27 protein-coding genes and 1 pseudogene are annotated in these 26,676 nt (G+C 68.5%); 23 read left to right on the top strand and 5 right to left on the bottom strand.

Annotated features, from left to right (window positions below; all coding sequences use genetic code 11):
- Positions 1 to 966 carry an AAA family ATPase gene (locus B5D37_RS04690; protein WP_078757568.1) on the bottom strand — a complete coding sequence of 322 codons (966 nt, stop codon included), beginning with the start codon at positions 964 to 966 and terminating at the stop codon, positions 1 to 3.
- 148 nt (positions 967 to 1,114) lie between these two features.
- Between B5D37_RS04690 and B5D37_RS04685 the strand changes: the two are divergent.
- Positions 1,115 to 2,961, top strand: a pseudogene (locus tag B5D37_RS04685) (glycosyltransferase family 39 protein).
- A gap of 3 nt (positions 2,962 to 2,964) precedes the next feature.
- Here B5D37_RS04685 and B5D37_RS04680 read toward each other — a convergent pair.
- Together B5D37_RS04680 and B5D37_RS04675 are read right to left on the bottom strand one after the other, a co-directional pair.
- Complete coding sequence (locus B5D37_RS04680; protein ID WP_078757567.1) at positions 2,965 to 3,537, bottom strand: Maf family protein; 573 nt, start codon at positions 3,535 to 3,537, stop codon at positions 2,965 to 2,967.
- 18 nt (positions 3,538 to 3,555) lie between these two features.
- Positions 3,556 to 3,921, bottom strand: a complete 366-nt coding sequence (locus B5D37_RS04675) for a hypothetical protein (protein WP_143814147.1) — start codon at positions 3,919 to 3,921, stop codon at positions 3,556 to 3,558.
- A gap of 176 nt (positions 3,922 to 4,097) precedes the next feature.
- Between B5D37_RS04675 and B5D37_RS04670 the strand changes: the two genes are divergently transcribed.
- The 13 genes from B5D37_RS04670 (at position 4,098) to B5D37_RS04610 (ending at position 14,976) form a co-directional block, all read left to right on the top strand.
- Entirely contained in the window at positions 4,098 to 4,649 is a 552-nt protein-coding gene (locus B5D37_RS04670) for a YceD family protein (RefSeq protein ID WP_078757565.1), read from the top strand.
- A gap of 51 nt (positions 4,650 to 4,700) precedes the next feature.
- Positions 4,701 to 4,895, top strand: a complete 195-nt coding sequence (gene rpmF / locus B5D37_RS04665) for a 50S ribosomal protein L32 (RefSeq protein WP_078757564.1) — start codon at positions 4,701 to 4,703, stop codon at positions 4,893 to 4,895.
- A gap of 156 nt (positions 4,896 to 5,051) precedes the next feature.
- Positions 5,052 to 6,032, top strand: coding sequence for a beta-ketoacyl-ACP synthase III (locus B5D37_RS04660; RefSeq protein WP_078757563.1), 981 nt, complete (start codon positions 5,052 to 5,054; stop codon positions 6,030 to 6,032).
- Positions 6,033 to 6,121: 89 nt separating this feature from the next.
- Positions 6,122 to 7,063 carry an ACP S-malonyltransferase gene (gene fabD, locus B5D37_RS04655; RefSeq protein ID WP_078757730.1) on the top strand — a complete coding sequence of 314 codons (942 nt, stop codon included), beginning with the start codon at positions 6,122 to 6,124 and terminating at the stop codon, positions 7,061 to 7,063.
- A gap of 40 nt (positions 7,064 to 7,103) precedes the next feature.
- Positions 7,104 to 7,850, top strand: coding sequence for a 3-oxoacyl-ACP reductase FabG (gene fabG, locus B5D37_RS04650; RefSeq protein WP_078757562.1), 747 nt, complete (start codon positions 7,104 to 7,106; stop codon positions 7,848 to 7,850).
- A gap of 116 nt (positions 7,851 to 7,966) precedes the next feature.
- Positions 7,967 to 8,206: an acyl carrier protein gene (gene acpP / locus B5D37_RS04645; RefSeq protein ID WP_031373652.1), complete on the top strand. Its 240-nt coding sequence runs from the start codon at positions 7,967 to 7,969 to the stop codon at positions 8,204 to 8,206.
- Positions 8,207 to 8,381: 175 nt separating this feature from the next.
- Positions 8,382 to 9,635: a beta-ketoacyl-ACP synthase II gene (gene fabF, locus B5D37_RS04640; protein WP_078757729.1), complete on the top strand. Its 1,254-nt coding sequence runs from the start codon at positions 8,382 to 8,384 to the stop codon at positions 9,633 to 9,635.
- Between the two features lie 31 nt (positions 9,636 to 9,666).
- Positions 9,667 to 11,040, top strand: coding sequence for an aminodeoxychorismate synthase component I (locus B5D37_RS04635; protein WP_078757561.1), 1,374 nt, complete (start codon positions 9,667 to 9,669; stop codon positions 11,038 to 11,040).
- Between the two features lie 5 nt (positions 11,041 to 11,045).
- Positions 11,046 to 11,888: an aminodeoxychorismate lyase gene (gene pabC, locus B5D37_RS04630; RefSeq protein WP_078757560.1), complete on the top strand. Its 843-nt coding sequence runs from the start codon at positions 11,046 to 11,048 to the stop codon at positions 11,886 to 11,888.
- A complete protein-coding gene (gene mltG / locus B5D37_RS04625) occupies positions 11,873 to 12,940 on the top strand; it encodes an endolytic transglycosylase MltG (RefSeq protein ID WP_425478036.1) in 1,068 nt (355 codons plus the stop codon). Before pabC ends, mltG begins: the two co-directional genes overlap by 16 nt.
- Positions 12,941 to 12,945: 5 nt before the next feature.
- A complete protein-coding gene (gene tmk / locus B5D37_RS04620; protein WP_078757558.1) occupies positions 12,946 to 13,578 on the top strand; it encodes a dTMP kinase in 633 nt (210 codons plus the stop codon).
- Positions 13,575 to 14,618, top strand: coding sequence for a DNA polymerase III subunit delta' (locus tag B5D37_RS04615; protein WP_078757557.1), 1,044 nt, complete (start codon positions 13,575 to 13,577; stop codon positions 14,616 to 14,618). Before tmk ends, B5D37_RS04615 begins: the two co-directional genes overlap by 4 nt.
- A gap of 4 nt (positions 14,619 to 14,622) precedes the next feature.
- Entirely contained in the window at positions 14,623 to 14,976 is a 354-nt protein-coding gene (locus tag B5D37_RS04610) for a PilZ domain-containing protein (RefSeq protein WP_078757556.1), read from the top strand.
- A gap of 30 nt (positions 14,977 to 15,006) precedes the next feature.
- On the opposite strand, the gene B5D37_RS04605 is transcribed toward B5D37_RS04610, so the two are convergent.
- On the bottom strand, positions 15,007 to 17,076 hold the full coding sequence (locus tag B5D37_RS04605; protein WP_078757555.1) for a 3-hydroxyacyl-CoA dehydrogenase NAD-binding domain-containing protein: 2,070 nt from the start codon (positions 17,074 to 17,076) through the stop codon (positions 15,007 to 15,009).
- Between the two features lie 223 nt (positions 17,077 to 17,299).
- Between B5D37_RS04605 and rpoE the strand changes: the two genes are divergently transcribed.
- From rpoE to recO, 9 genes are all read left to right on the top strand, one after another.
- Positions 17,300 to 17,905 (top strand): RNA polymerase sigma factor RpoE, encoded by a 606-nt coding sequence (gene rpoE, locus B5D37_RS04600; RefSeq protein WP_078757554.1) that lies wholly within the window; start codon positions 17,300 to 17,302, stop codon positions 17,903 to 17,905.
- Positions 17,905 to 18,762, top strand: a complete 858-nt coding sequence (locus B5D37_RS04595) for a sigma-E factor negative regulatory protein (protein WP_078757553.1) — start codon at positions 17,905 to 17,907, stop codon at positions 18,760 to 18,762. Before rpoE ends, B5D37_RS04595 begins: the two co-directional genes overlap by 1 nt.
- 66 nt (positions 18,763 to 18,828) lie before the next feature.
- Positions 18,829 to 20,331 carry a DegQ family serine endoprotease gene (locus B5D37_RS04590; protein ID WP_078757552.1) on the top strand — a complete coding sequence of 501 codons (1,503 nt, stop codon included), beginning with the start codon at positions 18,829 to 18,831 and terminating at the stop codon, positions 20,329 to 20,331.
- 118 nt (positions 20,332 to 20,449) lie between these two features.
- Positions 20,450 to 22,243 carry a translation elongation factor 4 gene (lepA, locus tag B5D37_RS04585; protein WP_078757551.1) on the top strand — a complete coding sequence of 598 codons (1,794 nt, stop codon included), beginning with the start codon at positions 20,450 to 20,452 and terminating at the stop codon, positions 22,241 to 22,243.
- A 10-nt stretch (positions 22,244 to 22,253) separates the two neighbouring features.
- Complete coding sequence (gene lepB / locus B5D37_RS04580; RefSeq protein WP_078757550.1) at positions 22,254 to 23,039, top strand: signal peptidase I; 786 nt, start codon at positions 22,254 to 22,256, stop codon at positions 23,037 to 23,039.
- A gap of 52 nt (positions 23,040 to 23,091) precedes the next feature.
- Positions 23,092 to 23,469, top strand: a complete 378-nt coding sequence (locus tag B5D37_RS04575) for a DUF4845 domain-containing protein (RefSeq protein WP_078757549.1) — start codon at positions 23,092 to 23,094, stop codon at positions 23,467 to 23,469.
- Between the two features lie 2 nt (positions 23,470 to 23,471).
- Positions 23,472 to 24,131 (top strand): ribonuclease III, encoded by a 660-nt coding sequence (gene rnc / locus B5D37_RS04570; RefSeq protein WP_078757548.1) that lies wholly within the window; start codon positions 23,472 to 23,474, stop codon positions 24,129 to 24,131.
- 167 nt (positions 24,132 to 24,298) lie between these two features.
- Positions 24,299 to 25,204: a GTPase Era gene (gene era, locus B5D37_RS04565; RefSeq protein ID WP_078757547.1), complete on the top strand. Its 906-nt coding sequence runs from the start codon at positions 24,299 to 24,301 to the stop codon at positions 25,202 to 25,204.
- Positions 25,205 to 25,224: 20 nt separating this feature from the next.
- Positions 25,225 to 25,971 (top strand): DNA repair protein RecO, encoded by a 747-nt coding sequence (recO, locus tag B5D37_RS04560; RefSeq protein WP_078757546.1) that lies wholly within the window; start codon positions 25,225 to 25,227, stop codon positions 25,969 to 25,971.
- Here recO and B5D37_RS04555 read toward each other — a convergent pair.
- Positions 25,968 to 26,672 (bottom strand): Hpt domain-containing response regulator, encoded by a 705-nt coding sequence (locus tag B5D37_RS04555; protein WP_078757728.1) that lies wholly within the window; start codon positions 26,670 to 26,672, stop codon positions 25,968 to 25,970. The genes recO and B5D37_RS04555 overlap by 4 nt on opposite strands.
- Positions 26,673 to 26,676: the final 4 nt, after the last annotated feature.

The raw sequence follows: 26,676 nt of genomic DNA, 5'->3' as shown, positions 1-26,676 counted from the left end.
TCAGTCCACCGGTACTGCGTGCATGATCGATTTCGCGAGTGTCGCGTCGCTTCCTGCGTCGGCCTCGCCCACCAGCCGGTGCGCGGCAACCGCGATGAACAACGCCTGCACGTCTTCCGGCAACACGTGGGTGCGGCCCAGCAACAGCGCGTAGGCGCGCGCGGCGCGCAGCAGCGCGAGCCCGGCGCGGGGTGAGAGTCCCACCCGGACCCCCGGATGCCGGCGGCTGCGTCCCAGCAGTGCCTGCACGTATCGGATCAGTGCATCGCTGGCATGCACCGCCTCCACCGCCTGGCGCGCGGCCAGCACGTCGTCGGCACCCAGCAGCGGGTTGGCCTGGGCGATCAGGTTGCGGCGGTCGGCCCCCGCCAGCAGGTCTCGTTCGGCGTCTTCACCTGGATAGCCCAGGGCAAGGCGCAGGAGGAACCGGTCCAGTTGGGAGTCGGGCAGGGGATAGGTGCCCGACAGGTCCACCGGATTCTGGGTGGCGATCACGAAGAACGGGCGGGGCAACGGATGGCTGGTCCCGTCGACGGTGACCTGGTGTTCGGCCATGGCTTCCAGCAGCGCGCTCTGCGTGCGCGGGGGCGCGCGGTTGATCTCGTCGGCGAGCAGGACCTGGGTGAACACCGGGCCGGGATGGAACTCGAAGCGCCGCGCCTGCGGGTCGAAGACCGACACGCCCACGACATCAGCCGGCAACAGGTCCGAGGTGAACTGCACCCGCTGGAACTCCAGGCCGAGGGTGGCTGCCAGCGAGTGCGCCAGCGTGGTCTTGCCCAGGCCGGGCAGGTCTTCGATCAGGAGGTGTCCATCGGAGAGCAGTGCGACAAAGGCGAGCCGGACCTCGTGCGACTTGCCGAGCACCAGCGAGTTGACCTGGGCCTGTGCGCCATCGAGGGCTGCACGCAGCCGGTCGGGTAGGATGCTGGCCGGATTGGGTGATGCCGGTGCTGTTGACGCCATTCATGCTCTCCAGTGCGCGATCCTGCCGGGCGGGAACCGGACCCGGTTCCCGTGGCATCGAGTTTAACGAGGCGAACACTTCATGCGGGAACACCCCGGGATGCCGGCGCATCCCTCACCTATCGACCCAGGCGTTGAGCCCTTCGGGATGGATCCCGGCGCGGAGGTCGCGCGTCGCATATTCCTTGCGCTGTTCGTGCTGGTGTTCGCGGTCAAGCTGCTGGTCGCCGCTCGGCTGCCCCTGTTCGTCGATGAGGCCTTCTATTGGCTGGAAGGGCAGCACCTCGCACCGGCGTATTCCGATCTGCCAGGCCTGACCGCGTGGATGGCCCGGCTGGGCGTCACGCTCGGTGGGGATACCGCCTTGGGGCTGAGGCTGCCGTTCCTGCTGATGGCGGCGCTGGTGCCCTGGCTGGTGGTGAAGATCGCCAGGCGCACGCACGGCGACAGGTTTGGCTGGCAGGCCGGCTCACTCGCGTTGTTGCTGCCGCTGGCGGGCACGCTTGGCCTCATGGCCCTGCCGGACGCCGCAATGGCACTGGCCACGCTGCTGTGCATCGACGCCGGAGCGCGGCTGCTGCGTAGGGTGGATGCGCTGGCCGCGCTGGAGCTGGCCACCGGCCTGGTGATCGGAGCGCTGAGCCACTATCGCTTCATCGCCGTCATCGGCGTGGGCTTCGTCGCGTTGTTGCTGTTGCCGGAGGGACGCAGGGCGCTGCGCGATGCGCGGGTATGGACCGCGGTGGCGATCGGCGCGGCGGCATGGACCCCGCTGGTCGCATGGAACTTCGACAACGCCGATGCCGGGCTGCGGTTCCAGCTGGTGGATCGCCACCCCTGGTCGTTCCATTGGGAGGGCCTGTACTTCATCGCCATCCAGGCATTGATGGTCACCCGGTCCTGTTCGTGGCGATGGCGGTGGCGGCGTGGCGGGGCCGGCGCAGCGCAATGCCTGCAACGCGCTACTTCGCCCTGCTGGGCGGGCTGGTCGTGCTCGGCTTCTTCGCCTTGGGGTTCTTCGCCGATACCGAGCGGGTCAGTTTCCATTGGCCACTGCCGGGCTACCTCGCGCTGCTGCCGCTGGTTCCCGCGTTGCTGGCTGCCTGGCCCCGCTGGCTGCGGGTGCTTGCATGGATGGGCACCGCAGCCGGACTGGTAGCGGTGCTCGGATACTACGTGGCGGTGTCGGTCCCGGACCTGCGCGCACGTACGGCGGCGGAGAAGTGGTACCCCTCCAACTTCGCGGGCTGGGACGAGTTGGCCCAGGCGACGCGCATGGAGCTCGGCCGCATGCCTGAAGGCACGCGCGTGGTCGCTGGCAGCTTCAAGGTCGGCGCGGAGCTCGGTTTCGCGTTGGGCGACCCGCGCATTCCGGTGCTGGACCATCCGCTCAACCACAAGCACGGCCGGGCGCCACAGTTGAACCTGTGGGGCCTGCAGGCAGCGCCGCGGTCGGAGTGGCAGGAGGTGCCTGCACTTCTGGTGATGGCGTCGAGCGACGTGCCCTACAAGGACCTGCTCAAGCGCTATCACCGGATGTGCGACATGGTGGGTCCGCTGCCGCCGCCCCGGGTGGTGAACGTCGACCATGGCAGCCAGCGCTTCCTGCTGTTCCGCCTGGACGCGTCGGTGCCGGCTTTGGGCACATGCACCACGCCGGCGATGGCCTGGGTGGACTCACCGGTTTCCGGCGCCACGGTGGGCCGCGACTTCCAAGTTGCGGGCTGGGCGTTCCGTGATGGCGTTGGGCTGGAGCGGGTCGAAGTGCTGCTCGATGGCGCGGTGGTGGCCGAAGCGAACTACGGGCTGGAGAACCCGGGCGTGGCGGACTACTGGCAGATCAGCAACGATCCCAACCATCCGCGCGTCGGCTTTACCGCCACCGTGCGGCTGCCTGGCGAAGTCGAGCCGGGCCGGCATTGGCTCGGACTGCGACTGCACGGCAGCGACGGCGCGGTGGAGACCTGGCGGGAGCAGCCGGTTGAAGTCCGCTGAGCCTCAGGGCACGGCGAATCCGGCCTGCCTCAGCAGCCGGGCGGTGGCGATCAGGGGCAGCCCGACCAGTGCGGTGGGATCCCCGCTTTCGATCGCCTCGAACAGGCTGATGCCGAGCCCCTCGACCTTGAAGCTGCCGGCACAGTCCAGTGGGCGCTCGGCCCTGACATAGCGCTCGATCTCCGCGGTGCCGAGCGCGCGCAACCGCACGATGGTCAGGTCGCTGGTCGCGTGCGCGGTTCCACCCCGGCACAGGCTGACAGCGGTGTGGAAACGGACTTCGCGGCCGGACATCCGTCGAAGCTGTTCGGTGGCCACGGCTTCCGAACCAGGCTTGCCGAGCGCATCCCCGTCGACTTCGGCGACCTGGTCGGAGCCGAGCACCCAGCTGTCGGGGTTTCGGCTGGCGACGTCCGCCGCCTTTTCCGCCGCCAATCGTGCGGCGAGGTCCGCGGGCGTTTCCCCCGGCCTCGCCGTCTCGTCCACTGCGGGCCGGTCGACGTCGAAAGGCAGGCCCAGGCGAGCGAGCAACTCGCGGCGATAGCGGGAAGTGGATGCGAGGATGAGTCGGCTCATGGGCGGCAGTGCAGGGTCTCAGGCAACCGGCGCCCGCGCGCGGTCGATCCGCAGCAACTGCTGCTCGATGCGCAGCCGCGCCTCCTCGATGGAGCTTCGCACCTGGCGGATCTCGTCCAGGGCCGCGTCCTGCCCGTGCTCCCGCAGCCACAGGCGCTGCCGCAACATCTCGCGCATCGCGTCGCGCACCGGATCGTCCGCCTCGTCGCCCGCCACTGCCTCGAACTCTGAACGGGCCGTGCGGAGGCGGGCCTCGAGGGCATCGGCCGCGTCGAGCAGTTGCCGGACCTCTCGCCTGCGCCGGTTGCCGCGCCTCAATGCATAGGCAAGCCCGAGCAGGACGGACACTGCGACCAGGGCCGCACCGGTTACCAGCATCGCCAAGGCATTCACGCTGAAGGGCAGGGAAATCAGGCGCCCAGTCTGCCGCGCGGGCACTGCCGGGGGCAAATCCGTCGGGGCGGGTCGGCGACCGGGGCCGTGCGGTTGCTGAACCGTCGAGCCTGGGCGCAGGCCCTTGTTTGACACCGTAAACGCCGCTCTCTAACATTCTCCGGCTTATGTCCGCTGACGCCCCCAATCCGCCGGTGCCGGATCTGCTGGATGCCTGGCGTATGGTGTCGGCCCGACGCGGCGTCGCCGGGAAGTTCCCGCTGGCGGCCCTGACGCGCCTGGCCGATGCGCTGGTCGACACCGCGGGCGAGGTGGTCTACTCGCTGGATTTCGGTACCGACGAGCTGCGGGTCCCGTTCGTGGAGTTGCGCGCCGAGGCGGCCCTGCCGCTGTTGTGCCAGCGCACCCTGGAGCGCTTCGAGCTGCCGGTGACCATCGAGCAGCGACTCGGGTTGTTCCGCGCAGGCGGTGGGCTCGAGGAAGTGGACGAGGCCGGTTTGCCGCCGGACTACGAGGCGCTGGTGGTGCCGGAGAACGGCATGCTGTCGCCGGCAACGCTGGTGGAGGACGAGCTCATCCTCGCCATCCCGGTGATACCGGTAAAGCCCGGCACCGAGGCGATGGAGCGGGACTGGCCGGCGGAAGAGGCCGAGCTTGAGCGCGCGAATCCGTTCGCCGCCCTGGCCGCACTGAAGAACAAACCGGATTCGTCGAAGTAGTTCGACGGGTCCACCGACACACCATTCAACGGTTTCACCTGGAGTAAGACCATGGCTGTCCAGAAGTCCCGCGTTTCCCCGTCCAAGCGTGGCATGCGTCGCGCCCACGATTCGCTGTCCAGCAAGCAGCTGTCGACCGACCCGACCACCGGCGAGACCCACATCCGCCACCACGTCACCGCCGATGGCTACTACCGCGGCAAGAAGGTGATCGACACCCAGTCCCGGGTTGCCGACGAAGAGTAAGCTTGGTCGTGCCCGCCCTCCGGTGCGGGCGCTCCCGCGGAAGGGGCCGCCAATGGCGGCTGCTCCAGGTCTTCGTGCCCTGGTGACTGCTTGCGGCGAGCTTCCATCGCCAGCACGCTGGCATCCTTGCAATGGCCTTTCGCTGCGGGAGTGGTGATGACCGACAGGATTTATTCCCGCATCGCGGGTACCGGCAGCTACCTGCCGGAAAAAGTGCTGACCAACGACGACCTGAGCAAGTTCGTCGATACCAGCGACGAATGGATCGCCTCCCGTACGGGCATCCGCGAGCGGCACGTCGCCGCCGAGGGTGAAACCACCGGCGACCTCGCCTTCCACGCCGCCACCCGCGCACTGGAGGCGGCCGGCGTCGAGGCTTCGGAGCTCGACCTGATCGTCCTGGGGACCACCACCCCCGACATCATCTTCCCATCCACAGCCTGCCTGCTGCAGCACCGGCTGGGCGCCAACGGCTGTGCCGCGTTCGACGTCAACGCCGCGTGCTCCGGCTTCGTCTACGCGCTGGCGGTGGCCGACAAGTTCATCCGCTCCGGCACGGTCAAGACCGCGCTGGTGGTCGGTGCGGAAACCCTGACGCGCATGCTGGACTGGAGCGACCGCTCCACCTGCGTGCTGTTCGGTGACGGCGCCGGTGCAGTGGTCCTGAAGGCCGACGCCGACACGGGCATCCTCAGCACCCACCTGCACGCCGATGGCGGCAAGAAGGAGCTGCTGTACAACCCGGTGGGTGTCTCGGTCGGGTTCAAGCCCGGCGAGCACAACGCCGGGGTCAAGGTGCTGATGACCGGCAACGATGTCTTCAAGCATGCGGTCAAGGCGCTCGACGCCGTGGTCGAAGAGACGCTGGAAGCCAACGGCCTGGACCGGAGCGAAATCGACTGGCTGATTCCCCACCAGGCCAACCTGCGCATCATCGAGGCCACCGCCAAGCGGCTGGCAATGCCAATGGAGCGGGTGGTGGTGACGGTCGACAAACACGGCAATACGTCGTCGGGATCGGTGCCCCTTGCACTGGACGAGGCGGTGCGTTCGGGGCGCGTCAAGCGCGGGCAGCTGGTGCTGCTCGAAGCCTTCGGCGGCGGCTTCACCTGGGGATCGGCGCTGCTCCGTTACTGACCGGCCACGCGGCACCCTACGCAGCGGTACAGACGGGCCGGCGGGTCGCCGCGTATCATGGCCCGCTTCATTCGCTGTCCGGGATGCCGATGTCGAACTCGCTCGCTTTTGTCTTCCCCGGCCAGGGGTCCCAGTCGCTGGGCATGCTTGGCGATCTCGCCGCCTCCGCGCCGCTGGTGCAGCAGACGTTCGCGGAAGCAAGCGAGGGCGCCGGTGTCGACCTCTGGGCCCTGAGCCAGCAGGGGCCGGAAGACCGGCTCAACCAGACCGAGTTCACCCAGCCGGCGCTGCTTGCCGCTGGCGTTGCTGTCTGGCGCCTGTGGGAGTCCCGGGGCGGCGTACAGCCGGGCCAGCTCGCCGGGCACAGCCTGGGCGAATACAGCGCCCTGGTCGCGGCCGGCGTGCTGACCCTCGAGGATGCGGCGCGGCTGGTACGCCTGCGCGGCCAGTTGATGCAGGACGCCGCACCCGCCGGAAGCGGTGCCATGGCCGCGGTGCTGGGCGCCGACGACGCGCTGGTCGAGCAGGTGTGCGCTTCCGTGTCCGGGAAGGAAGTGGTGGTGCCCGCGAACTACAACTCCCCCGGGCAGATCGTCATTGGCGGACATGCGTCCGCCGTCGACAAGGCGTTGATCCAGCTGGCCGAGCGGGGCGTACGCAAGGTGGTCAAGCTCGCAGTGAGCGTGCCGTCGCATACGCCGCTGATGCGGGAAGCGGCCGACCTGCTCGCAAACGCGATGCAGGATGTCCAATGGTCGCCGCCGCGGCTGCCGGTGGTGCAGAACGTCGATGCGCGCGTGCACCCCGATCCCGGCGCCATCCGTGATGCGCTGGTCCGGCAGTTGTACCTGCCGGTGCAGTGGACCCGGTGCGTGCATGCGCTGGTCGAGAACGGTGCCAGCCGCATCATCGAGTGCGGGCCGGGCAAGGTGCTGGCCGGGCTGGCCAAACGAGTGGACAAGTCGTTGGACGCCCGCGTCATCGGCACCCCCGACGACTTCGAGGCGGCGCTGGCGCTCGCACAGGGCTGAAGCCCGCCCGCACCCGCAACAAGCAACCAGGAAGGACACCATGAGCAACCTCCCATTGAGTGGCGAGATCGCCCTTGTCACCGGCGCCAGCCGCGGTATTGGCGCAGCCATCGCCGAGGAACTGGCCGCCCAGGGCGCTACCGTGATCGGTACTGCCACCACGCAGGCAGGCGCGGATGCGATCGGCGAGCGCCTGTCCGCCCGCCAGGGCCAGGGCAGGGTCCTGGACGTGGCCGATCCCGCATCCGTCGAAGCCGTGCTCGAGGCCATCGCGAAGGAGGTCGGCGCGATCTCCATCCTCGTCAACAATGCCGGCATCACCCGCGACAACCTGCTGATGCGCATGAAGGAGGAGGACTGGCAGGCGATCCTCGACACCAACCTCACCAGCGTCTACCGCACCTCCAAGGCGGTGATGCGCTCGATGATGAAGGCACGCAAGGGCCGCATCATCAACATCGCTTCGGTGATCGGCGTCACCGGCAATGCCGGCCAGGCCAACTACGCCGCCGCCAAGGCCGGCATCATCGCCTTCAGCAAGTCGCTGGCGAGGGAGATCGGGTCACGCGGCGTCACCGTCAACGTGGTCGCCCCAGGCTTCATCGACACCGACATGACCCGTGCACTGCCGGATGACGCGAAAGAGGGCATGCTCGGCCAGATCGCGCTGGGCCGGCTGGGCGCCCCCGAAGACATCGCACGGGCAGTCTCGTTCCTTGCAGGGCCGTCCGCGTCGTACATCACCGGTGAGACCCTGCACGTCAACGGCGGCATGTACATGCCGTAACCAGGTGGCCGCCCCAGGCGGAAACCGGCTTTCCCCGACGGTCGCCGGATGGTCGCGCGCCCGTCGATTCCACTACACTATTCCATCGAATATCCCGTCCGGGAGGAGTGAAAGACATGAGCAGCATCGAAGAGCGCGTCAAGAAGATCGTTGTCGAACAGCTTGGCGTCAAGGAAGAAGAAGTCACCAACAATGCCTCTTTCGTCGACGACCTCGGCGCTGACTCCCTCGACACCGTCGAGCTGGTGATGGCCCTCGAGGAAGAGTTCGAGTGCGAGATCCCGGACGAGGAAGCCGAGAAGATCACCTCCGTCCAGCAGGCGATCGACTACGTGAAGGCTCACGTCAAGTCGTAACCGCTCGAGGCGCGGCGCCCGGCCTGGCCGGTGCGCCGCCGCGGCAACAGGACCCGGGGCCGCATCTTGCGGCCCTGCGTTTTTCGAAGATCCCATTCTCGTCACACCCATTCAGGCGCGCCCCAGGCCCGGTGCATAACGGGTGGAGGCAGCGCTCCGCAAGCGGAGTCCCTTCATGTCCCCTCGACCGGCTTCAAGCAGGCGTGTCGTCGTCACCGGCCTCGGCATCGTCTCGCCGCTGGGCAATGACCTGGCCAGCAGCTGGGACGGCATCGTCAACGGCCGTTCCGGCATCGGCCCCATCACGCACTTCGACGCCAGCAACTTCGTCACCCGGATCGCTGGCGAGATCCGCGACTTCGACGTTACCCGCTGGGTGCCGGCCAAGGATGCGCGCAAGATGGACCCGTTCATCCACTACGGCGTCGGCGCGTCGCTCATGGCGATCGAGGATTCCGGCCTGGAGATCAACGAGGGCAACGCCGAACGCATCGGTGCCCTGATCGGCTCCGGTATCGGAGGCATCCTCGGCATCGAGGAGCAGACCGCGAAGTACCTGGAAGGCGGCCCGCGCAAGATTTCCCCCTTCTACGTGCCCAGCACCATCATCAACATGCTGCCCGGCCAGGTATCGCTGATCACCGGCATCAAGGGCCCGAACTTTTCCGCCGTATCCGCCTGCGCCACGTCCAACCACTCGATCGGCATGGCGATGCGCATGATCCAGTACGGCGACGCGGACGTGATGCTGGCCGGTGGCGCCGAGCGTGGCTCCTCCCCGACTTCGATGGGCGGCTTCTGCTCGATGAAGGCGATGTCGACCCGCAACGACGACCCGGCCCATGCCTCGCGTCCCTGGGACAAGGACCGCGACGGTTTCGTGCTCGGTGACGGCGCCGGCATCCTGGTGCTCGAGGAATACGAACATGCCAAGGCCCGTGGTGCCCGCATCTATTGCGAGCTGGTGGGCTTCGGCGCCAGCTCCGATGCATTCCACATGACCGCCCCGAGTGAGAACGGGGAAGGTCCCGCGCGCTGCATGGCCATGGCCATCAAGGATGCCGGGGTCAACCCGGAAGAGATCGGCTACCTCAACGCCCATGGCACTTCCACGCCACTGGGTGACCTGGCTGAAACGCTGGCGGTCAAGCGTGCCCTGGGCGACCACGCATACAAGACCATGGTGAGTTCGACCAAGTCGATGACCGGGCACCTGCTGGGCGCGGCCGGCGGCGCGGAGGCGATCTTCTCGGTGATGGCGTTGCACACCGGGATCATCCCGCCCACCACCAACCTCGACGAGCCCGGCGAAGGCTGCGACCTCGACTACGTCCCGAACGTGGCGCGCGAAGTGCAGGTCGATGTGGCGATGTCCAACGGCTTCGGATTCGGCGGCACCAACGGCACGCTGATCTTCAAGCGGATCTGACCGGCGCACCTTCGGCCGCGACTTGCCCAGCATGTTGTTGACCCGACCGCTGTCGCCGGACCTCGACCTGCTGGACCTGCATCGGCTTGCTCCACGGCGATACCCCGTGCTGCTGGAGTCCAGTGCCCATGGCACCGCCCACGGGCGCTGGGACATGCTGCTCGCCGCGGACGGTACCCGGCTCCAACTCGATGCGGATGGCGTCACCCGGGACGGCGCCGGCGTCGTGCAGGACGGGGATTTCCTCGAGGCACTGGACTTGGCATGGCGGGCCGAACGGACGCCGCGCGATGAGCCGCGATGGCCGTTTCGCGGGGGCTGGGCGTTGCTGCTCGGTTACGAGATGGCGCGCCAGGTGGAGCCCGTACTGACCTTGCCCGATGCCACCGGAGGGCTGCCCGTGGCACTGGCGCTGCGCTGCCCCGCGGCGATCCTGCGTGACCACGTCACCGGTGACTGCCTGCTGGTCGCCGAGCAGGGCCGGGCCAGGATGCTGGACACCCTCGAGGCCGATGCCGCCAACGCACGTGGCCAGCCACCGCTCCCTGCCTGGACGCCGCCGGCCACGTTGGAAGAGGATCCACCGGAGCGCTACATCCAGGGCGTACGCACCATCCTCGACTACCTGGCCGCAGGCGACGTCTTCCAGGCAAACCTGTCCCGCGCCTGGCGTGCCATGTTCGATGCCCCGCCCGGACCGGCTGCGCTGTTCCAGCGCCTGCGCGAGAACAACCCGGCCCCGTTCGCGGGTCTCTTCGCCGGTGAGGGCTGGTCGGTGGTGAGTGCCTCGCCCGAACGGTTGGTGTCGGTGCGCGGCGGGCTGGCGGAAACGCGTCCGATCGCCGGAACGCGGCCGCGCATCCCGGGGGACGACGATGCCGATCGCGTACGTGAGCTGGCCGGGCACCCCAAGGAGCGGGCCGAGCACGTCATGCTGATCGACCTGGAGCGCAACGACCTGGGCCGGGTGTGCTTGCCCGGGAGTGTCGAGGTCGACGAGCTGATGACTGTGGAAAGCTATGCCCACGTCCACCACATCGTCAGCAATGTCCGGGGTCAACTGCGGGAGGGCGTGAGTCCGGGCGAGGTTATCAGGGCGACGTTCCCGGGGGGCACCATCACCGGTTGTCCCAAGGTCCGCTGCATGCAGGTGATCGCGGAACTCGAGGAGGAGGGGCGCGGCAGCTACACCGGCGCCATGGGCTGGCTCAACCGCGACGGCGACATGGACCTCAACATCCTCATCCGCAGCGCGGAGCTGGAAGGTCGGCAACTCCGCTTCCGCACCGGCGCCGGCATCGTGGCCGATTCGGACCCGTCGCGGGAGCTCGACGAGACCCGCGCCAAGGCCAAGGGCATGCTGCGTGCGCTCGGGATCGATCTGTCGCCGGGTACCGAGGCGTGACTGCCATGGCAGCGATTTTCCGGACCTTCCTGGGTGATCGGGAGGTCCGGGGCGTTTTGCCGGATGATCGTGGCCTGGCCTATGGCGACGGCCTGTTCGAGACGATGCGCGGCCATGCCGGCCGCATTCCCTGGTGGAGCGCCCACTGGGACCGGCTGGCGCGCGGCGCCGAGCGGCTCGCGATTGCGCTTCCCGCGCGGGCGCGGGTGGAGGCGGAGGTGGACCGCCTGCTCGAAGGCGCCGATGGCGTGGTGAAGCTGAGGGTCGGACGGACTGGTGGTGGACGCGGCTATGCGCCGCCAGCGGGAGGCGAGCCCTCGTGGTCGCTGTCGCTGCACGCCGAGCCCGAGCCGCCGCGCAGGGGGCTGGTACTGCGCTGGTGCGCGACCCCAGTCTCCATCCAGCCGGCTTTGGCCGGCATCAAGCACTGCAATCGCCTCGAGCAGGTGTTGGCACGTCTGGAGTGGAACCAGCCCGGTGCCGCGGGTGCCGATGCCGACGAAGGCCTGATGTGCGCCACCGACGGCGCCGTGGTGGGCGCGACCGCCGCCAACCTGTTCGTCCTGCACGGGTCCCGCTGGCAGACCCCCGAAGTTGACCGCTGTGGCGTCGCCGGCGTGTGTCGCGGCTGGCTGCTGCAGCATTGCGAGGTGGATCAGGCACGGATCACGGTCGAGGAGGTCGAGCGCGCCGACGCGCTGGTACTGACCAATGCCGTGCGCGGTATCCTGCCGGTCGCCCGGCTGGGCCGTCGCAACTTCGTCCCGCACCCGGCGGTGGCCGAATGGCAGCGCCGGCTGGCCCGGTCCCATCCCGCCTTTGCTTCGACTCCATCGGAGATGCCGTGAGCCGTTCCCGCACATTTCGATTCGGATCCTTCCTGCTGCTGGTACTGCTGGTAGGCGTTGCCGCGGTCGGCTATTCCGCCTGGCAGCGCTACCAATCGTTCGCCGACACCCCCATGGAAGGCGTTGAGAAGGGCGACAGCGTGGTGGTGGAGCGCGGGGACTCCTTCCGCGGCGTGCTGTCCAGGTTGCGCGACGCCGGCGTGCGCGGGGGCGAGGAGATCGAATGGCGCCTGCTGGCCCGCCAGCTGGGCGCGGACGCCAGCCTCCATGTCGGTGAATACGCGCTGGAGCCGGGCATGACGCCCCGCGACCTGCTGGTGGCGATGGGCAGGGGCGACATCATCCAGCACCGTTTCACCATCGTGGAGGGCTGGAACATCCGCGAGTTGCGCGCGGCGCTGGCCCGGGCCCGGCCCCTCGAGCAGGAGTCAGCGGAGCTCGACGACGGCGCGCTGATGGAGGCGCTGGGCCATCCCGGCGAGCACCCGGAAGGCCGGTTCCTGCCGGAGACCTACCAGTACAGCCGCGGTGACAGCGACCTGGACCTGCTGCGCCGTGCCTATGGCGCCGCCGAACAGGCGCTCGCCACGGCCTGGGAGGCGCGTTCACCCGATTCCGTGCTGGAAACGCCCTACGAGATGCTCATCCTCGCCTCGATCGTGGAGAAGGAGACCGGCATCGCCGAAGAGCGGCCGCGCATCGCCGGCTTGTTCGAGCGTCGCCTGCGCATCGGGATGCGGCTGCAGACGGATCCGACCGTGATCTACGGCATCGGCTCCGACTACGACGGCAACATCCGCCGCGTGCATCTCGAAACCGACACCCCCTACAACACCTACACGCGGGCGGGCCTGCCCCCCACGCCGATCGCCATGCCCGGCGTCGCCGCCCTGCAGGCGGTGGCCAATCCCGAGCCGGGCGAGGACCTGTACTTCGTGGCGATCGGTGACGGCAGCGGCCGCCACTTGTTCGCCCGGACCCTCGCAGAGCACCAGGCCAACGTCCGCGCCTACCTGCGCAACTATCGTCGCAACCAGGCCGGCGGCGAGTGACCCGGATGAGGGTGGAACCACGGCTGGTAACGCTGGAGGGCGGCGAGGGCGCTGGCAAGTCCACGGTCCTCGCCGCATTGCGCGCAATCCTGGAGGATGGCGGACGGGAGGTCGTGTCCACGCGGGAGCCGGGTGGCACGCCGCTGGCGGAGCAGATCCGGGGCTTGCTGCTGGATCAGTCCCACGAACCGCCGACCGCGGAGGCGGAGCTGCTGCTGATGTTCGCCGCGCGGGCACAGCACGTGGGCGGGTCGGTCCTGCCCGCGCTGGCGCGTGGCGCATGGGTGCTGAGCGATCGGTTCACCGACGCCAGCTATGCCTACCAGGGCGCGGGGCGTGGCGGGGATGCCGGGCTCATCGGCCTGCTAGAGGAGCGCGTGGTGGGCATCGTGCCGGGGCTGACGCTCCTGCTTGATGTGCCGGTCGAGGTTGGCCTGGCACGTGCCCTGAAGCGGGCCGAGGCGGACCGGATCGAATCCGAGGCGGCCGAGTTCTTCGAGCGCGTGCGCAGCGGATACCTGGCGCGCGCCAGGGCGGAACCCGGCCGCTTCCGGATCATCGATGCCAGCCTGCCGCTGGAAGAGGTGCGCGGGCAGGCGGTGGAAGCGCTGCAGTCGTATATCGGGGGGCTTGCGTGATTCCATTGGCGCCCTGGCAGTCGCGCGTCTACGAAAAGGCGCTGGCCTCGCTGGAGACCGGCCGCCTTGGCCACGGGCTGCTGTTCTGCGGTCCGGCCCACATGGGCAAGCGGGCGGTCGCCGAGCGCCTGGCGCAACGGATGCTGTGTACCGGGCATGGTGGCGCCATCGATCCGTGTGGGGCGTGCCGCAGCTGCCGGCTGTGCGCCTCGCGATCGCAGACCGACCCGGTGGTGGAGACCCGGCCGGACGGGTCGCTCGCACATCCGTGGGGGCATCCCGGGCATCCGGACCTGTCCCTGGTCGGCTACGCCATCAATGAGAAGGCGCGGCCGCCCAAGCCACGGACCGAGATCGTGATCGAGCAGATCCGCAGGCTGTCCGAACAGATGTCGCTGAGCCCCCAGTACGGCGAGGCCAAGGTGGCGATCATCGATCCGGCCGAAGCCGTCAACCACGCGGCGGCCAATGCGCTGCTCAAGACGCTGGAAGAGCCCGTCCCCGGCCGCTACCTGTTCATGGTCAGTGCGCACCCGGCGCGCCTATCGGCCACCATCCGCAGCCGCTGCCAGAAGTTCGAGTTCCGCCTGCCGCCCCGGGCCGAGGCAGTGGAGTGGTTGCGTCGCCAGGGCCATGGCGACGACGCGGCTGCCGAGGCGCTCGAGGCCGCGCGAGGCCATCCCGGCATGGCCGCGGAGTGGTTGCGGGAAGGCGGCCTGCAGGTACGCCGGGAAGTGTCAGACGACCTGCTTGCGGTCGCCGAAGGCAGGGCGCCGGTGGTCGAAACCGCCAAACGGTGGGTGGCCGACGGCCACGGCGAACTGCGGCTGCGTTTTGCCGCGGACCTGGCGGTGGCCCGGGCATCGGATGGCTTGACCGACCCCGCACGCTCGCGCAGTCTGGCGGCATGGTTCGATCGCGCCAACCGGGCCCGGGAACTGCTGCGGACCACCGTCCGCGCCGACCTGGTGGTGGTCGAATTGTTGATGGCATGGCGGGCCACCCAGGCACGCCGGCCGGTTGCAGGACACAGGGGATGATCGGATGAATGCAGGTGGCGCCCGCCAGGGCATCCTCTCGCTGGCGGTGAAAGACAAGGCCGCGCTGTACAACGCTTACATGCCGTACCTGAAGCAGGGCGGCATCTTCGTGCCCACGCCCAAGCGCTACTTCCTGGGCGACGAGGTGTTCGTGCTGCTGACGTTGCCCGAATCCAACGAGCGGCTTCCGGTGGCGGGCAAGGTCGTCTGGATCACCCCGGTCGGCGCGCAGGGCAATCGCCCGGCCGGCATCGGCGTGCAGTTCGGCGAGGGCGCCGACGGCGAGAACGTCAAGGGCAAGATCGAAGCGGTGCTGGCCGGCACGCTCGATTCCGAGCGCGCGACCCACACCATGTAGCAGGTGGGCGGCGATGCCGCCCGCTCCTGGTCAGCGCAGCAGTTCCGAATCCCAGCCCGGTCGCGGCGCAAAACGCTCGCCGTGGCGCGCCTGCAACTGCTTGAGACGCTCCAGCAGCGCGTCGGCCCCGGTCTCGCGGATGTACTGGATCGGGCCGCCGCGGAATGGTGCGAAGCCGGTGCCGAAGATCACGCCGGCATCGAGCATGTCGGCATCGGCCACCACGCCGTCGTGCAGGCACGCCACCGCTTCGTTGAGCAAGGGCAGGATGAGCCGGTCCTCCAAATCGTCGGGGGCACGGTAGTTCTCCGGCAGCTCCGGCTTGACGGCCTTGCCGGATTCCCACTTGTACAGCCCCTGGCCGTCCTTCTTGCCACGCTTGCCGGGCTCGGCGCTGGCCGCCAGTGCTTCCGGCACCTTCAGCCCCAGGAACGGGGACAGTTCGGCGCCGACGCCCGCGGCCACGTCCAGGCCCACGGTGTCGACCAGTTCGATCGGGCCCATCGGCATCCCGAACTTCTCTGCGGCCTTGTCGATCGCCCGGCCCGGGATACCTTCCGAGTACGCCGTCACGGCCTCCAGCATGTACGGGAACAGGACGCGGTTGACCAGGAAGCCCGGCGTGCCCGCCACCGGTACGGGCAGCTTGCCGATCGCCTTGCAGAAGCCGGCGAGGCGTTCCGCGGTGGCGGGCGCCATCGCGTCGTGCAGCACGATCTCCACCAGCGGCATCGAGGCGACGGGGTTGAAGTAGTGCAGGCCGGCGAACTGGGCGGGGCGCTGTACGCCTTCGCGCAACTCGGTCAGCGGGATCGAGGAGGTGTTGCTGGTCAGCAGCGCATCGGTCTTCATGCGCGGCTCTACCGTCGCGTAGAGATCCCGCTTGGCCTGGGGCTGCTCGATGATCGCTTCGATCACCAGGTCCGCGCTGGCCGCGCCGTCGCCCGCCAGGTCGCTCTTGAGCCTTGCGGCGACGGCGGGGCGTTTGGATTCATCCTTCACCTTGCGCTCGAACAGCTGGCTGGCACGCCCCATGGCGGTGTCGATGTAGCGCTGCTCGCGGTCGTTGAGGGTGACGTCGAAACCCTTGTAGGCCGACCAGGCAGCAATGTCGCCGCCCATCACGCCTGCACCGATGACATGCACGCGCTGGATCCCATGGTCCTTGCCGCCCGCAGCCTTCAGGCGCTCCTGCAGGAAGAACACGCGGATCAGGTTGCGCGCGGTCGGCGTGGACGCCAGCTTCGCCACCGAGCGGCGCTCCGCGGCGAGCTTGCGTTCCGTGCCACCCCCGGTGGTCTTCCAGGTGTTGATCAGTGCGTAGGGCGCCGGGTAGTGCTCCTTCCGGGCCTTGCGCGCCACCTGTTTCACCAGCATCGGCGCGATTGCCTGGCGGGCCACCCAGGTGTTGCTGGCCCAGCCCACCAGCCGCTGGCGTAGCGGTCGGGCGGCACCCTTCAGTGCGAGCGTGGCCGCGGTATCGACCAGCACCGCCTTCTCGGCGGTCCTGTCCACCAGCCCTTTGGCACGGGCCGCGCCAGCCGAGAGCGTCCGCCCGGTCAGCATCATGTCGAAGGCGTCCGGCGCCCCGATCAGGCGCGGCAGGCGCACGCTGCCGCCCCAGCCGGGATAGATCCCCAGCTTCACTTCGGGCAGGCCGATGCGGGTCGAGCCGTCGGTGCTGGCCACGCGGTAGTCGCAGGCAAGGGCGAGTTCGGTGCCGCCGCCCATGCAGAAGCCGTGGATGGCGGCCACGGTCGGGCAGGGAAGCTCGGAGAGGCGCTGGAACACCTGCTGGCCGCGTTTCAGTGCGCCGGCCACGTTGCCCTGTTCGTCGAAGCCGCGGAACTCCTTGATGTCCGCGCCCGCGATGAAGCCACTGTCTTTGGCCGAGCGGAACACCACGCCCGGTGGCGGGTCGATGGCGATGCGTTCGATCAGCCCGTCGAGCTCGACCAGGACATCCTGGGAAAGCGCGTTGACGGATTCTCCGGCACGGTCCAGCGAAAGCACGACCACGCCATCGGCGCGATCCTCTGCATGCCAGTGCTGGAGGCGCAGGCCGGCAAAGCGGGGCAGTCCGGTGTCGGGGGAAGCCATTGCGGCACCATCCGTTCAGGTATGGAATAGGTGGCTATCATCCCGATGTTGTTTCGCCTGCGTCAAATCAGGACAGGAAGCAGCCCGGTGCCGTTCCGGCGCCATGACCCCTGGCGCTTGTGGGCGGGGCCCAGCGCCCCGATGCTGGTCATTGAACTTTCCCCCTCGGGGGCTGTCCCATTGTTCGGCCAAGGCCGAGCCCGAAGGAGTGCCGGCGCGCGGTATGGCTGATAACGAGTTGGACCAGGAGCTGGTCAGGCGTGTCCAGCGAGGCGACAGCACGGCGTTCGATGCACTGGTGCGCAAGTACCAGCACCGGATCACCGGGTTGATCGGTCGCTACATCCCCGACTGGAGTGAATGCCAGGACGTCGCCCAGGACACGTTCGTGCGCGCGTATCGCGCGATCCCGAACTTCCGTGGCGATGCACAGTTCTATACATGGTTGCACCGGATCGCCGTGAACACTGCCAAGAACCACCTTGTCGCGCAGAACCGCCGCCCCCCCGCCGACGATGTCGAAGTGGGCGATGCCGAGCAGTTCGACAACGGCGTGCGCCTGCGCGACAACGACACCCCCGAGCGCGAGCTCATGCGCCAGCAGGTCGAGCAGACCGTGATGCGGGTGGTGGACGGCCTGCCCGGCGACCTGCGCACGGCCATCTCTCTGCGCGAGGTCGATGGACTGAGCTACGAAGAGATCGCGGCGCGGATGGAGTGCCCGGTTGGCACGGTGCGGTCCAGGATATTCCGCGCGCGCGAAGCCATCGACGAAGCCTTGCGTCCGCTGCTCGAGAACCACGAACTCCAGCCGGAGCCGACCCACTGATGCCCACGCAACGACCACACCCGCAGACCGACCTGGAATCGCTCAGCGCGCTGTTCGATGGCGAGCTGGAAGGAGATGCCGGCCGCTTCGCCATCAGGCGCCTGGGCCACGACGCATCCTGGCGGGATGCCTGCGGCCGATGGCAACTGGCGGGGGACGTGCTGCGCTCTCACGCGAGTGGCATCGCCGCCCGGGACTTCCCGCAGCGGGTGGCTACCGCGATGGCGGCCGAAGCTGCAACGGAGGAAGCCGTTCCCGCCAGACGCGCAGTGTCGCCAGGCCGGGCGCGTTCCCGCTGGGTACCGGCGGCGGCAATCGCGGCCTCGATGGCCGTGGTGGCGTTGTTCGCGGTGCGCCCGGGTGTCGATACCGCGGGCCCCGAGGTCGCAAGGGACCTCGCGGAACTGGCACCACCCGAAGCGCCTGCCGTGTCGGGAGCAGATACGGGCGACGCGCCGGCTGGTGCCTACCGGGCGATGCCCGGGCCTGCGCCAGCCATGCTCGCCTCGCAGCCCGAGTCGCCAGTGCGGCCGCGTGCAGTTGGTGGCGAGAGCAACCGCTCAAGGGTGGCCTCGGCCGTGATCGAACCCGAGCGGATCGAAGTGCCGGAGCTGATGCTGGCGGACAACGCGATTCCGGCCGAACTCGATCCTTCCGTGGCCAGGCCTTTCATGCCGCCGCCGGAGATCGTCGCCCGGCCATGGCCACGGGCCGTGCTGCCGGGCGCGCGCGCAGCCGACGGGTTCACGGCCGGGTTCGTGGAGCAGGGCGTGGCTCCGTCCTTCTACCCGTTCGACCCGCTTCTGCCGGAGCCCCATGCCGATGCTGCCGCAGAGGCTCCGCCGCAAACCGATTGACGACAAGCCGGCTACCGGTCACCGGCGCCCGCCTTTCCCCAGATATCCATCACCGAGGCCGATTCCATGAACCGACCCATTCGATCCATTGTCCTCATCGGTGCGTTTGCCGCCTTGCTGCCCGCTGCGTGCACCGCGCAGCAGTCGCCGACCACCGCGGCCGCCGCCGCGCAGGCGGTCACGCCGCCTTCGGCGCCGCCGATGGTGACCGGGCTCCCCGACTTCACCACGCTGGTCAAGCGCGTCGGGCCCGCCGTCGTGAATATCAGCGCCGAGATGGCACCGCCGGAACGCAGCGGCCGCGGCCAGGTGCCGGATGAATTCGAGGAACTGCTCCGCCGGTTCGGCATGCCCATGCCGGGAGGCCCGCAGGGTCCGCAGGGGCCACGCGGCGGCACCTCGCTGGGAAGCGGGTTCGTCATTTCCGACGATGGCTACGTGCTGACCAACCACCACGTCGTCGATGGGGCCGACACCATCACCGTGACGCTGTCCGACCGCCGTGAATTCGAGGCCGAGGTCATCGGCAGCGATGAGCAGTACGACGTCGCCCTGCTGAAGATCGAGGCGGACGGGCTGCGATGGCTGCGGCCGGGCCAGGAGTCGCTGCAGGCCGGGGAGTGGGTCGTGGCGATCGGCTCGCCGTTCGGGCTGGACCATTCGGTCACCGCCGGCATCGTGAGCGCGGTGGGTCGCTCCAATCCCTACTCGGGCCAGCAGTACGTGCCGTTCATCCAGACCGACGTGGCCATCAACCGGGGCAACTCCGGCGGCCCGTTGCTCAACACCTCCGGCGAGGTGGTCGGCATCAACTCGCAGATCTTTTCCAATTCCGGCGGGTTCATGGGCGTGAGCTTCGCCATCCCGATCGATCTGGCGATGAACGCGGTGGAGCAGCTGAAGGAGACCGGCGAAGTGCGGCGGGGCCTGCTCGGCGTGAATATCCAGGCGGTGAGCAGCGAAGCGGCTGAAGCGATCGGCCTGCCGGACACGCGCGGTGCGCTGGTGACCAACGTGCAGCCGGGCAGTGCGGCGGAGAAGGCCGGCATCCAGCGCATGGACGTGATCCGGTCCTTCAACGGCGCGCCCGTTGGTGACGCCAGCAGCCTGCCACCGCTGGTGGGCGCCTTGGTGCCTGGCAGCCGCGCGACGCTCGAGCTGTTCCGCGATGGCCGGGCACGGGAGATCGAGCTGGTGGTGGGTGGCGAAGAGACGGGCGGCACGACGAGCCGCAGCCGAAGCGCCAACACGCCGGGATCCGATCCTGGCAACGCGACCGAAGCCAATGTGCTGGGGTTGACCTTGAAGGAGCTGGATACGACGACGCGCCGGCGCCTGCAGATCGAGGAGGGCGAGGGCGTGCTGGTGGCGGGTGTCGATCGTGAACTGGCACGGGAGACCCAGTTGCGTCCGGGAGACGTCATCCTTGCTGTCGGACGCGAGAGCGTGGACAGCGTCGAAGTATTGGAACGCCGTCTGCAACGTGCCCGGCCCGGCGAGACCCTGATGCTGCTGGTCAGGAGTGGTGGTGCGACCCAGTTCGTCGCGGTGACGGTGCCGGGCGGCTGAACATGCTCCCGGTGCTGCGGGGTGGGGCCGTGGCCCTTCCCCGGCACCGGGGCGGCGGCCTGCGGTGTGCGATAATCGCCCGTTGACTTCGACGGCCCCAGAGCCCCCAGCCGCGCCCATGCAGCAGATCCGCAACTTCTCCATCATCGCCCACGTCGACCACGGCAAGTCGACGCTTTCCGACCGCATCATCCACCTGTGCGGCGGGCTGACCGAGCGCGAGATGGAGGCCCAGGTGCTCGACAGCAATCCGATCGAGCGCGAACGCGGCATCACCATCAAGTCGCAGTCGGTGTCGGTCTCCTACACCGCCCGCGACGGCAAGACCTACCACCTCAACTTCATCGACACCCCGGGCCACGTCGACTTCAGCTACGAAGTCAGCCGCTCGCTGGCCGCCTGCGAGGGTGCGCTGCTGGTGGTGGATGCCGCGCAGGGCGTGGAGGCACAGTCGGTTGCCAACTGCTACACCGCCGTGGAGCAGGGGCTGGAAGTGGTGCCGGTGCTCAACAAGATCGACCTGCCGACCGCGGACATCGAGCGGGCCAAGGCCGAGATCGAGGCGGTCATCGGCATCGACGCCTCTGACGCGGTTGCCGTCAGCGCCAAGACCGGGCTGAACATCGAGGAGGTGCTGGAGGCGATCGTCACCCGCATCCCGCCGCCGAAGCCGCGCGACAGCGACAAGCTGCAGGCGCTGATCATCGACTCCTGGTTCGACAACTACCTGGGCGTGGTCAGCCTGGTGCGCGTCATGCAGGGCGAGATCAAGGCCGGCGACAAGATCCTGGTGATGTCCACCGGGCGGACGCACCAGGTCGACAAGGTCGGCGTGTTCACGCCCAAGCGCAAGGACATGCCGTCGCTGCGGGCCGGCGAGGTGGGCTGGATCAACGCCAGCATCAAGGATGTCCACGGTGCGCCGGTGGGCGATACCCTCACCCTGGCCGCGGACCCGGCGCCGGCGCCGCTGCCGGGCTTCCAGGAAATGCAGCCGAGGGTGTTCGCCGGCCTGTTCCCGGTCGACGCCGATGACTACCCGGACCTGCGCGAGGCACTCGACAAGCTCCGCCTCAACGACGCCGCGCTGCGCTTCGAGCCGGAATCCTCGGAAGCCATGGGCTTCGGCTTCCGCTGCGGCTTCCTCGGCATGCTGCACATGGAGATCGTGCAGGAGCGCCTGGAGCGCGAGTACGACCTCAACCTGATCAGCACCGCGCCGACCGTGGTGTACGAGGTGCTCAAGACCGACGGCAGCGTGATCTCGCTGGACAACCCGGCCAAGCTGCCGCAGTCCAACCTGATCGAGGAGATCCGCGAGCCGGTCATCCGCGCCAACATCCTCACGCCGCCCGACTACGTCGGCAACGTGATCACCCTGTGCGAGGAAAAGCGCGGCAACCAGATCGGCATCACCTACATGGGCCAGCAGGTGCAGATCAGCTACGAGCTGCCGATGGCCGAGGTGGTGATGGACTTCTTCGACCGCCTGAAGTCGGTGTCGCGCGGCTACGCCTCACTTGACTACCACTTCCTGCGCTTCGAGCCAGGCCCGTTCGTGCGCGTGGATACGCTGATCAACGGCGACAAGGTCGACGCGCTGAGCATGATCACCCACCGCGCCCACGCCGACCGCCGCGGCCGCGAGATCGCCGAGAAGATGCGCGAGCTGATCCCCCGGCAGATGTTCGACGTCGCCATCCAGGCGGCGATCGGGTCGCAGGTCATTGCGCGTTCCACGGTCAAGGCGATGCGCAAGAACGTGCTCGCCAAGTGCTACGGTGGCGACATTTCGCGCAAGAAGAAGTTGCTCGAGAAACAGAAGGCCGGCAAGAAGCGCATGAAGCAGGTCGGCAGCGTCGAGATCCCGCAGGAAGCCTTCCTCGCGGTGTTGCAGGTGGACCACAAGTAAAGGAAGCCGCATGCGTTGGTTCGAAATCGCCCTGGTGGTGCTCACGCTGGTCACCGGACTGGTGTGGCTGCTCGACAAGATGGTCCTCGCCAAGCGCCGCACCGCGCGCCAAGGGCTGCTGGACGATGATGCCGAGCCCTGGTACGTCGACTATTCCAAGGCGTTCTTCCCGGTGCTGCTGGCGGTGCTGGTGTTGCGCAGCTTCATCGCCGAGCCGTTCCGCATCCCGTCCAACTCGATGATGCCGACCCTGCTGACCGGCGACTTCATCCTGGTCAACAAGTTCGCCTACGGGCTGAGGCTGCCGATCAACAACCACAAGTTCGTCGAGATCGGGGAGCCCGAGCGCGGCGACGTGGTGGTCTTCAGGCCGCCGCACCACCCCGACCAGGACTGGATCAAGCGGGTGATGGGCCTGCCGGGCGACCGCATCGCCTACTACGACAACCAGGTGCACGTGAACGGCACGCCGTTGGGGTATGTTTCCCACGGCCGCTACGAAGGGCGGGGCAACGGCTCGGAAATGACCGGCGCCGAACTGCTGGAAGAGCAGCTCGAGGGCCGTCCGCACCAGGTGCTGGAGCGTACCGGGCTGCCATTCCGGGATCCGGGCGAAGGCGAGTGGGTTGTACCGGAAGGGCAGTATTTCGTGATGGGTGACAATCGCGACAACAGCGAGGACAGTCGATACTGGGGCTTCCTTCCGGAGCGCAACCTGCGGGGCAAGGCGTTCCTGATCTGGATGCACATCGATGGCGGGGTCGATTTCTCGCGCATCGGCGACAGCATTCGCTGACGCGCGGGGCTTGGGGCGGGTTCTGAAACAGACATTCAGGGGAGTAGGCGACATGAGGCAGAAGCAGAGCGGCATCACCCTGGTCGGGTTCATCGTGGTACTGGCCGTGGTAGGCGTGTTCATCTACATGGGGATGAAGGTGATCCCGATGTATTCCGAGTACTATTCGGTCAAGCAGTCGATGGAAGGGTTGTCCAAGCAGGCGGGCGTCGCGCAGATGGATCCATCGAAGGTCAAGGACCTGTTCTTCCGGCGCCTGTACATCAACTACTCGGAAAACGTGAAGCCCGCGCATGTGAAGCTGGTGCGGAAGGATTCCGGTTACCTGATGACGGTGAAGTACGAAGTCCGGCGTCCGTTGATCGCCAACCTGGACGTGGTCGGCCGGTTCGAGGCGGAGAAGGAACTGCGCCGCGGGGCCGCCGACTGACGATGCCGGACCTGATCGGCCACCGGTTCGCCGCGCCGGAGCTGCTGGCCCAGGCGCTGACGCATCGCAGTGCCGGGGCGCCGCATAACGAGCGGCTGGAATTCCTCGGGGACGGGCTGGTGAACCTGTTCGTCGCCGAGGCGCTTTACACACGGTGGCCCAGGGCGGACGAGGGCGCGCTGACCCGCGCGCGGGCGGAGCTGGTGCGTGAATCAGCCCTCGCGCCGATTGCCCGCGCGCTGGAACTGGGCGCGCGCCTGACCCTGGGGCCCGGGGAGATGAAGTCGGGCGGGCATCGCCGGGATTCGATCCTCGCCGATGCCCTGGAAGCCGTGGTGGCGGCGATCTACCTCGACAGCGGTTTCGAGACCTGCCGACAGGTGGTGATGCCGTGGTTCGAGGCCGCGATGGATGCACTGCCGCCGCCGCACAAGGTCGGCAAGGACGCAAAGACCCGCCTGCAGGAATGGCTGCAGGGTCGGGGGCGGCCGCTGCCGGCCTATGAGCTGGTGGAGGAGTCGGGCGAGGACCACGCCAAGACCTTCCGGGTCACCTGCACGCTGGCGCAGCCCGTGGTGGTGACCGAAGGCCAGGGCAACTCGAGGCGCAGCGCCGAACAGGTGGCTGCCGAGGCGGCACTGGCTGCGCTGGAGGCGCTCTGACGGTCCCTGTGCGGTAGGAGCGACGTGAGTCGCGACCCGCCGGCAACCGGATTCGCTTCGCAAGGAGTGAACCGCCGCGTCCGTCGCGTGTTCGATCCGCGCGTTGATCGTGGCGAATTCTGTTGTCAGTGGGTCGCGACTCACGTCGCTCCTACTACAATCCCCCGATGAATACCCCACATCGCAGCGGCCACGTTGCCGTCATCGGCCGTCCCAACGTCGGCAAGTCGACCCTGACCAATGCGCTGGTCGGGGCGAAGGTCAGCATCGTCTCCAATCGCCCCCAGACCACCCGGCACCGCCTGCTGGGCATCGCCACCTTCCCGGAGGGGCAGTTGCTGCTGGTCGATACCCCGGGGCTGCACCGCGACCAGGGCAAGTCCACCGCCTCGGCCATGCATCGCTGGATGAACCGGGCGGCGCGTGGCGCGCTGGAAGGGGTGGACGCCGCCCTGCTGGTGGTGCGTGCCGGCCAATGGGACGAGGCGGACAGCTTCGCCTACCAGGCGCTGCACCAGGCCGGGGTGCCGGTGGTGCTGGTGGTCAACCAGGTCGACCGCCTCAAGGACAAGAGTGCGCTGTTGCCGTACCTGGCGCAGGTGTCCGAGGGTCGCGAGTTCGCGTCGGTGCACCCGATCTCGGCGCTCAAGCGCAAGGGGCTGGAACCGCTGGTCAAGGCGGTACTGGGCCTGTTGCCCGAGCAGCCCGCCGCCTACGCCGAGGACGAGATCACCGACAAGAGCCAGCGGTTCCTCGCCGGCGAGCTGGTCCGCGAGCAACTGATGCGGCTGCTGGGCGAAGAGCTTCCGTACGCGACCACCGTGGAGATCGAGCGATTCGTCGTCGATGGCGCGCTGTTGCGGATCGGCGCCGTGATCTGGGTCGAGCGCGACGGGCAGAAGGCGATCGTGATCGGCAAGGGTGGCGAGCGCCTGCGCGACATCGGTTCCAAGGCCCGGATGCAGATGGAGCGGCTTTTCGGTGCCAAGGTCTTCCTGGAGACCTGGGTCCGGGTCCGCGAAGGCTGGTCGGACGACGAAGCGGCGCTGCGCGCGTTCGGCTACCACGAGTAAAACGGTACGCCCCGTTTCCGATGCGCATTTCGGCCGAGCCCGCGTTCGTCCTGCACGCCCGCGCGTGGCGGGAAACCAGCCTGCTGGTGGAGGTGCTGAGCGCGAACCATGGCCGGATCGGACTGGTCGCCCGGGGGGTGCAGGGTCCGAAACGCCATCCGCTCAGGGCGGCCCTGCAACCGCTGCAGTGGATTCGCCTGGAGGCCGTGCAACAGGGAGAGCTGGCGCAACTGCGCGGCGCCGAGGCCCTCGACGCGGCGCCGCGGTTGGTCGGCGAGGCGATGCTTGCAGGCTTCTACGTCAATGAGTTGACCCTGCGGCTGACCCCGCGCGACGACCCCCAGCCCGACCTGTTCGCGGCCTATGCCCGTACGCGCGAGCGCCTGCGGGCGTTGCAGCCGCTTGGCTGGACCTTGCGCCAGTTCGAACGCGACCTGCTCGACGCACTCGGCAGTGGCTTCGACTGGAGCGTGGATGGCGACGGCGACCCGATCGACCCGGCGGCCCGCTACCGGGTCGACCCCGAGCATGGGCCGCGACGGGTACTGAGCGATCGTGGCGCGGGCGATCGCAGCGGGGCCGCCACGGGACGTGCGCTGCTTGACCTGGCGGCGGACCGGCCTCCCGTGCCGGAAGATCTTCCCGGCCTGCGGCGGGTGATGCGTGTCGTGTTGTCGCACCACCTCGGCCCGCGTGGGCTCAAGTCCTGGGAGATGCTGGGTGGGCTGCCGTCATCCCGGGACCGGACGACCGGCCGCGAATCCTAGGCTTCTGCCGGCGCCAACCCCGCCAGGGTCTCTTCGCAGGCTGAATCGAATGCAGCCACTGCCTCGCTCGACAGGGGCTGCTCGCCCAGCACCCGCACCGCATCGGCGAGGCGTGCCGCCCCGACGAAACCGCAGCTGGCCCGCAGCTTGTGCAACTCATCGCCGAGCGTCGGGCCGGTGCCATGTCGGGCCTGCTCCAGTACCCGTGCGCGGGTGGCCGGCAGCTCCTGCAGGAACAGCCCCCGCAATGCAGCCACGTGCGCGACATTGCCATTGAGCGCCGCCAGCGACAGCGCGTCATCCCATACCGCCGCGATGCCGCTTCGACTCGCCCACCGCCGCACGACGTTGTGCAGGGTCGACGCGGGCAACGGCTTGGAGAGCACCTCGACGAAACCGGCTGCCAGCAGGCGTGCGTGCAGTGCCGGGTCGCTCGAGGCGGTATGCGCCACTGCCGGCGTCCCGGGCCATCGCGCCCTGAGGCTGGCCAGCAGGCCGGCTCCGTCGCCGTCAGGCAGGTGCGCGTCGAACAGCCAGAGGTCGTGCCGCCGGGTCGTGGCGATGTCGAGGGCTTCGGTGACTGAACCGGCGCCGTCGACCACTGCCGGCAATGTCCGCAATGCGCAAGCGAGGAACTCTCGGCTGGTCGCATCGTCCTCGACCAGCAGCACCCGGGGTAAACAACGGCTTCCCGCCTTCATCGAT

Source organism: Lysobacter spongiicola DSM 21749 (genome assembly GCF_900167055.1).
Taxonomy (GTDB): Bacteria; Pseudomonadota; Gammaproteobacteria; order Xanthomonadales; family Xanthomonadaceae; genus Novilysobacter; species Novilysobacter spongiicola.
This window is presented reverse-complemented; position numbering and strand designations above follow the sequence as displayed.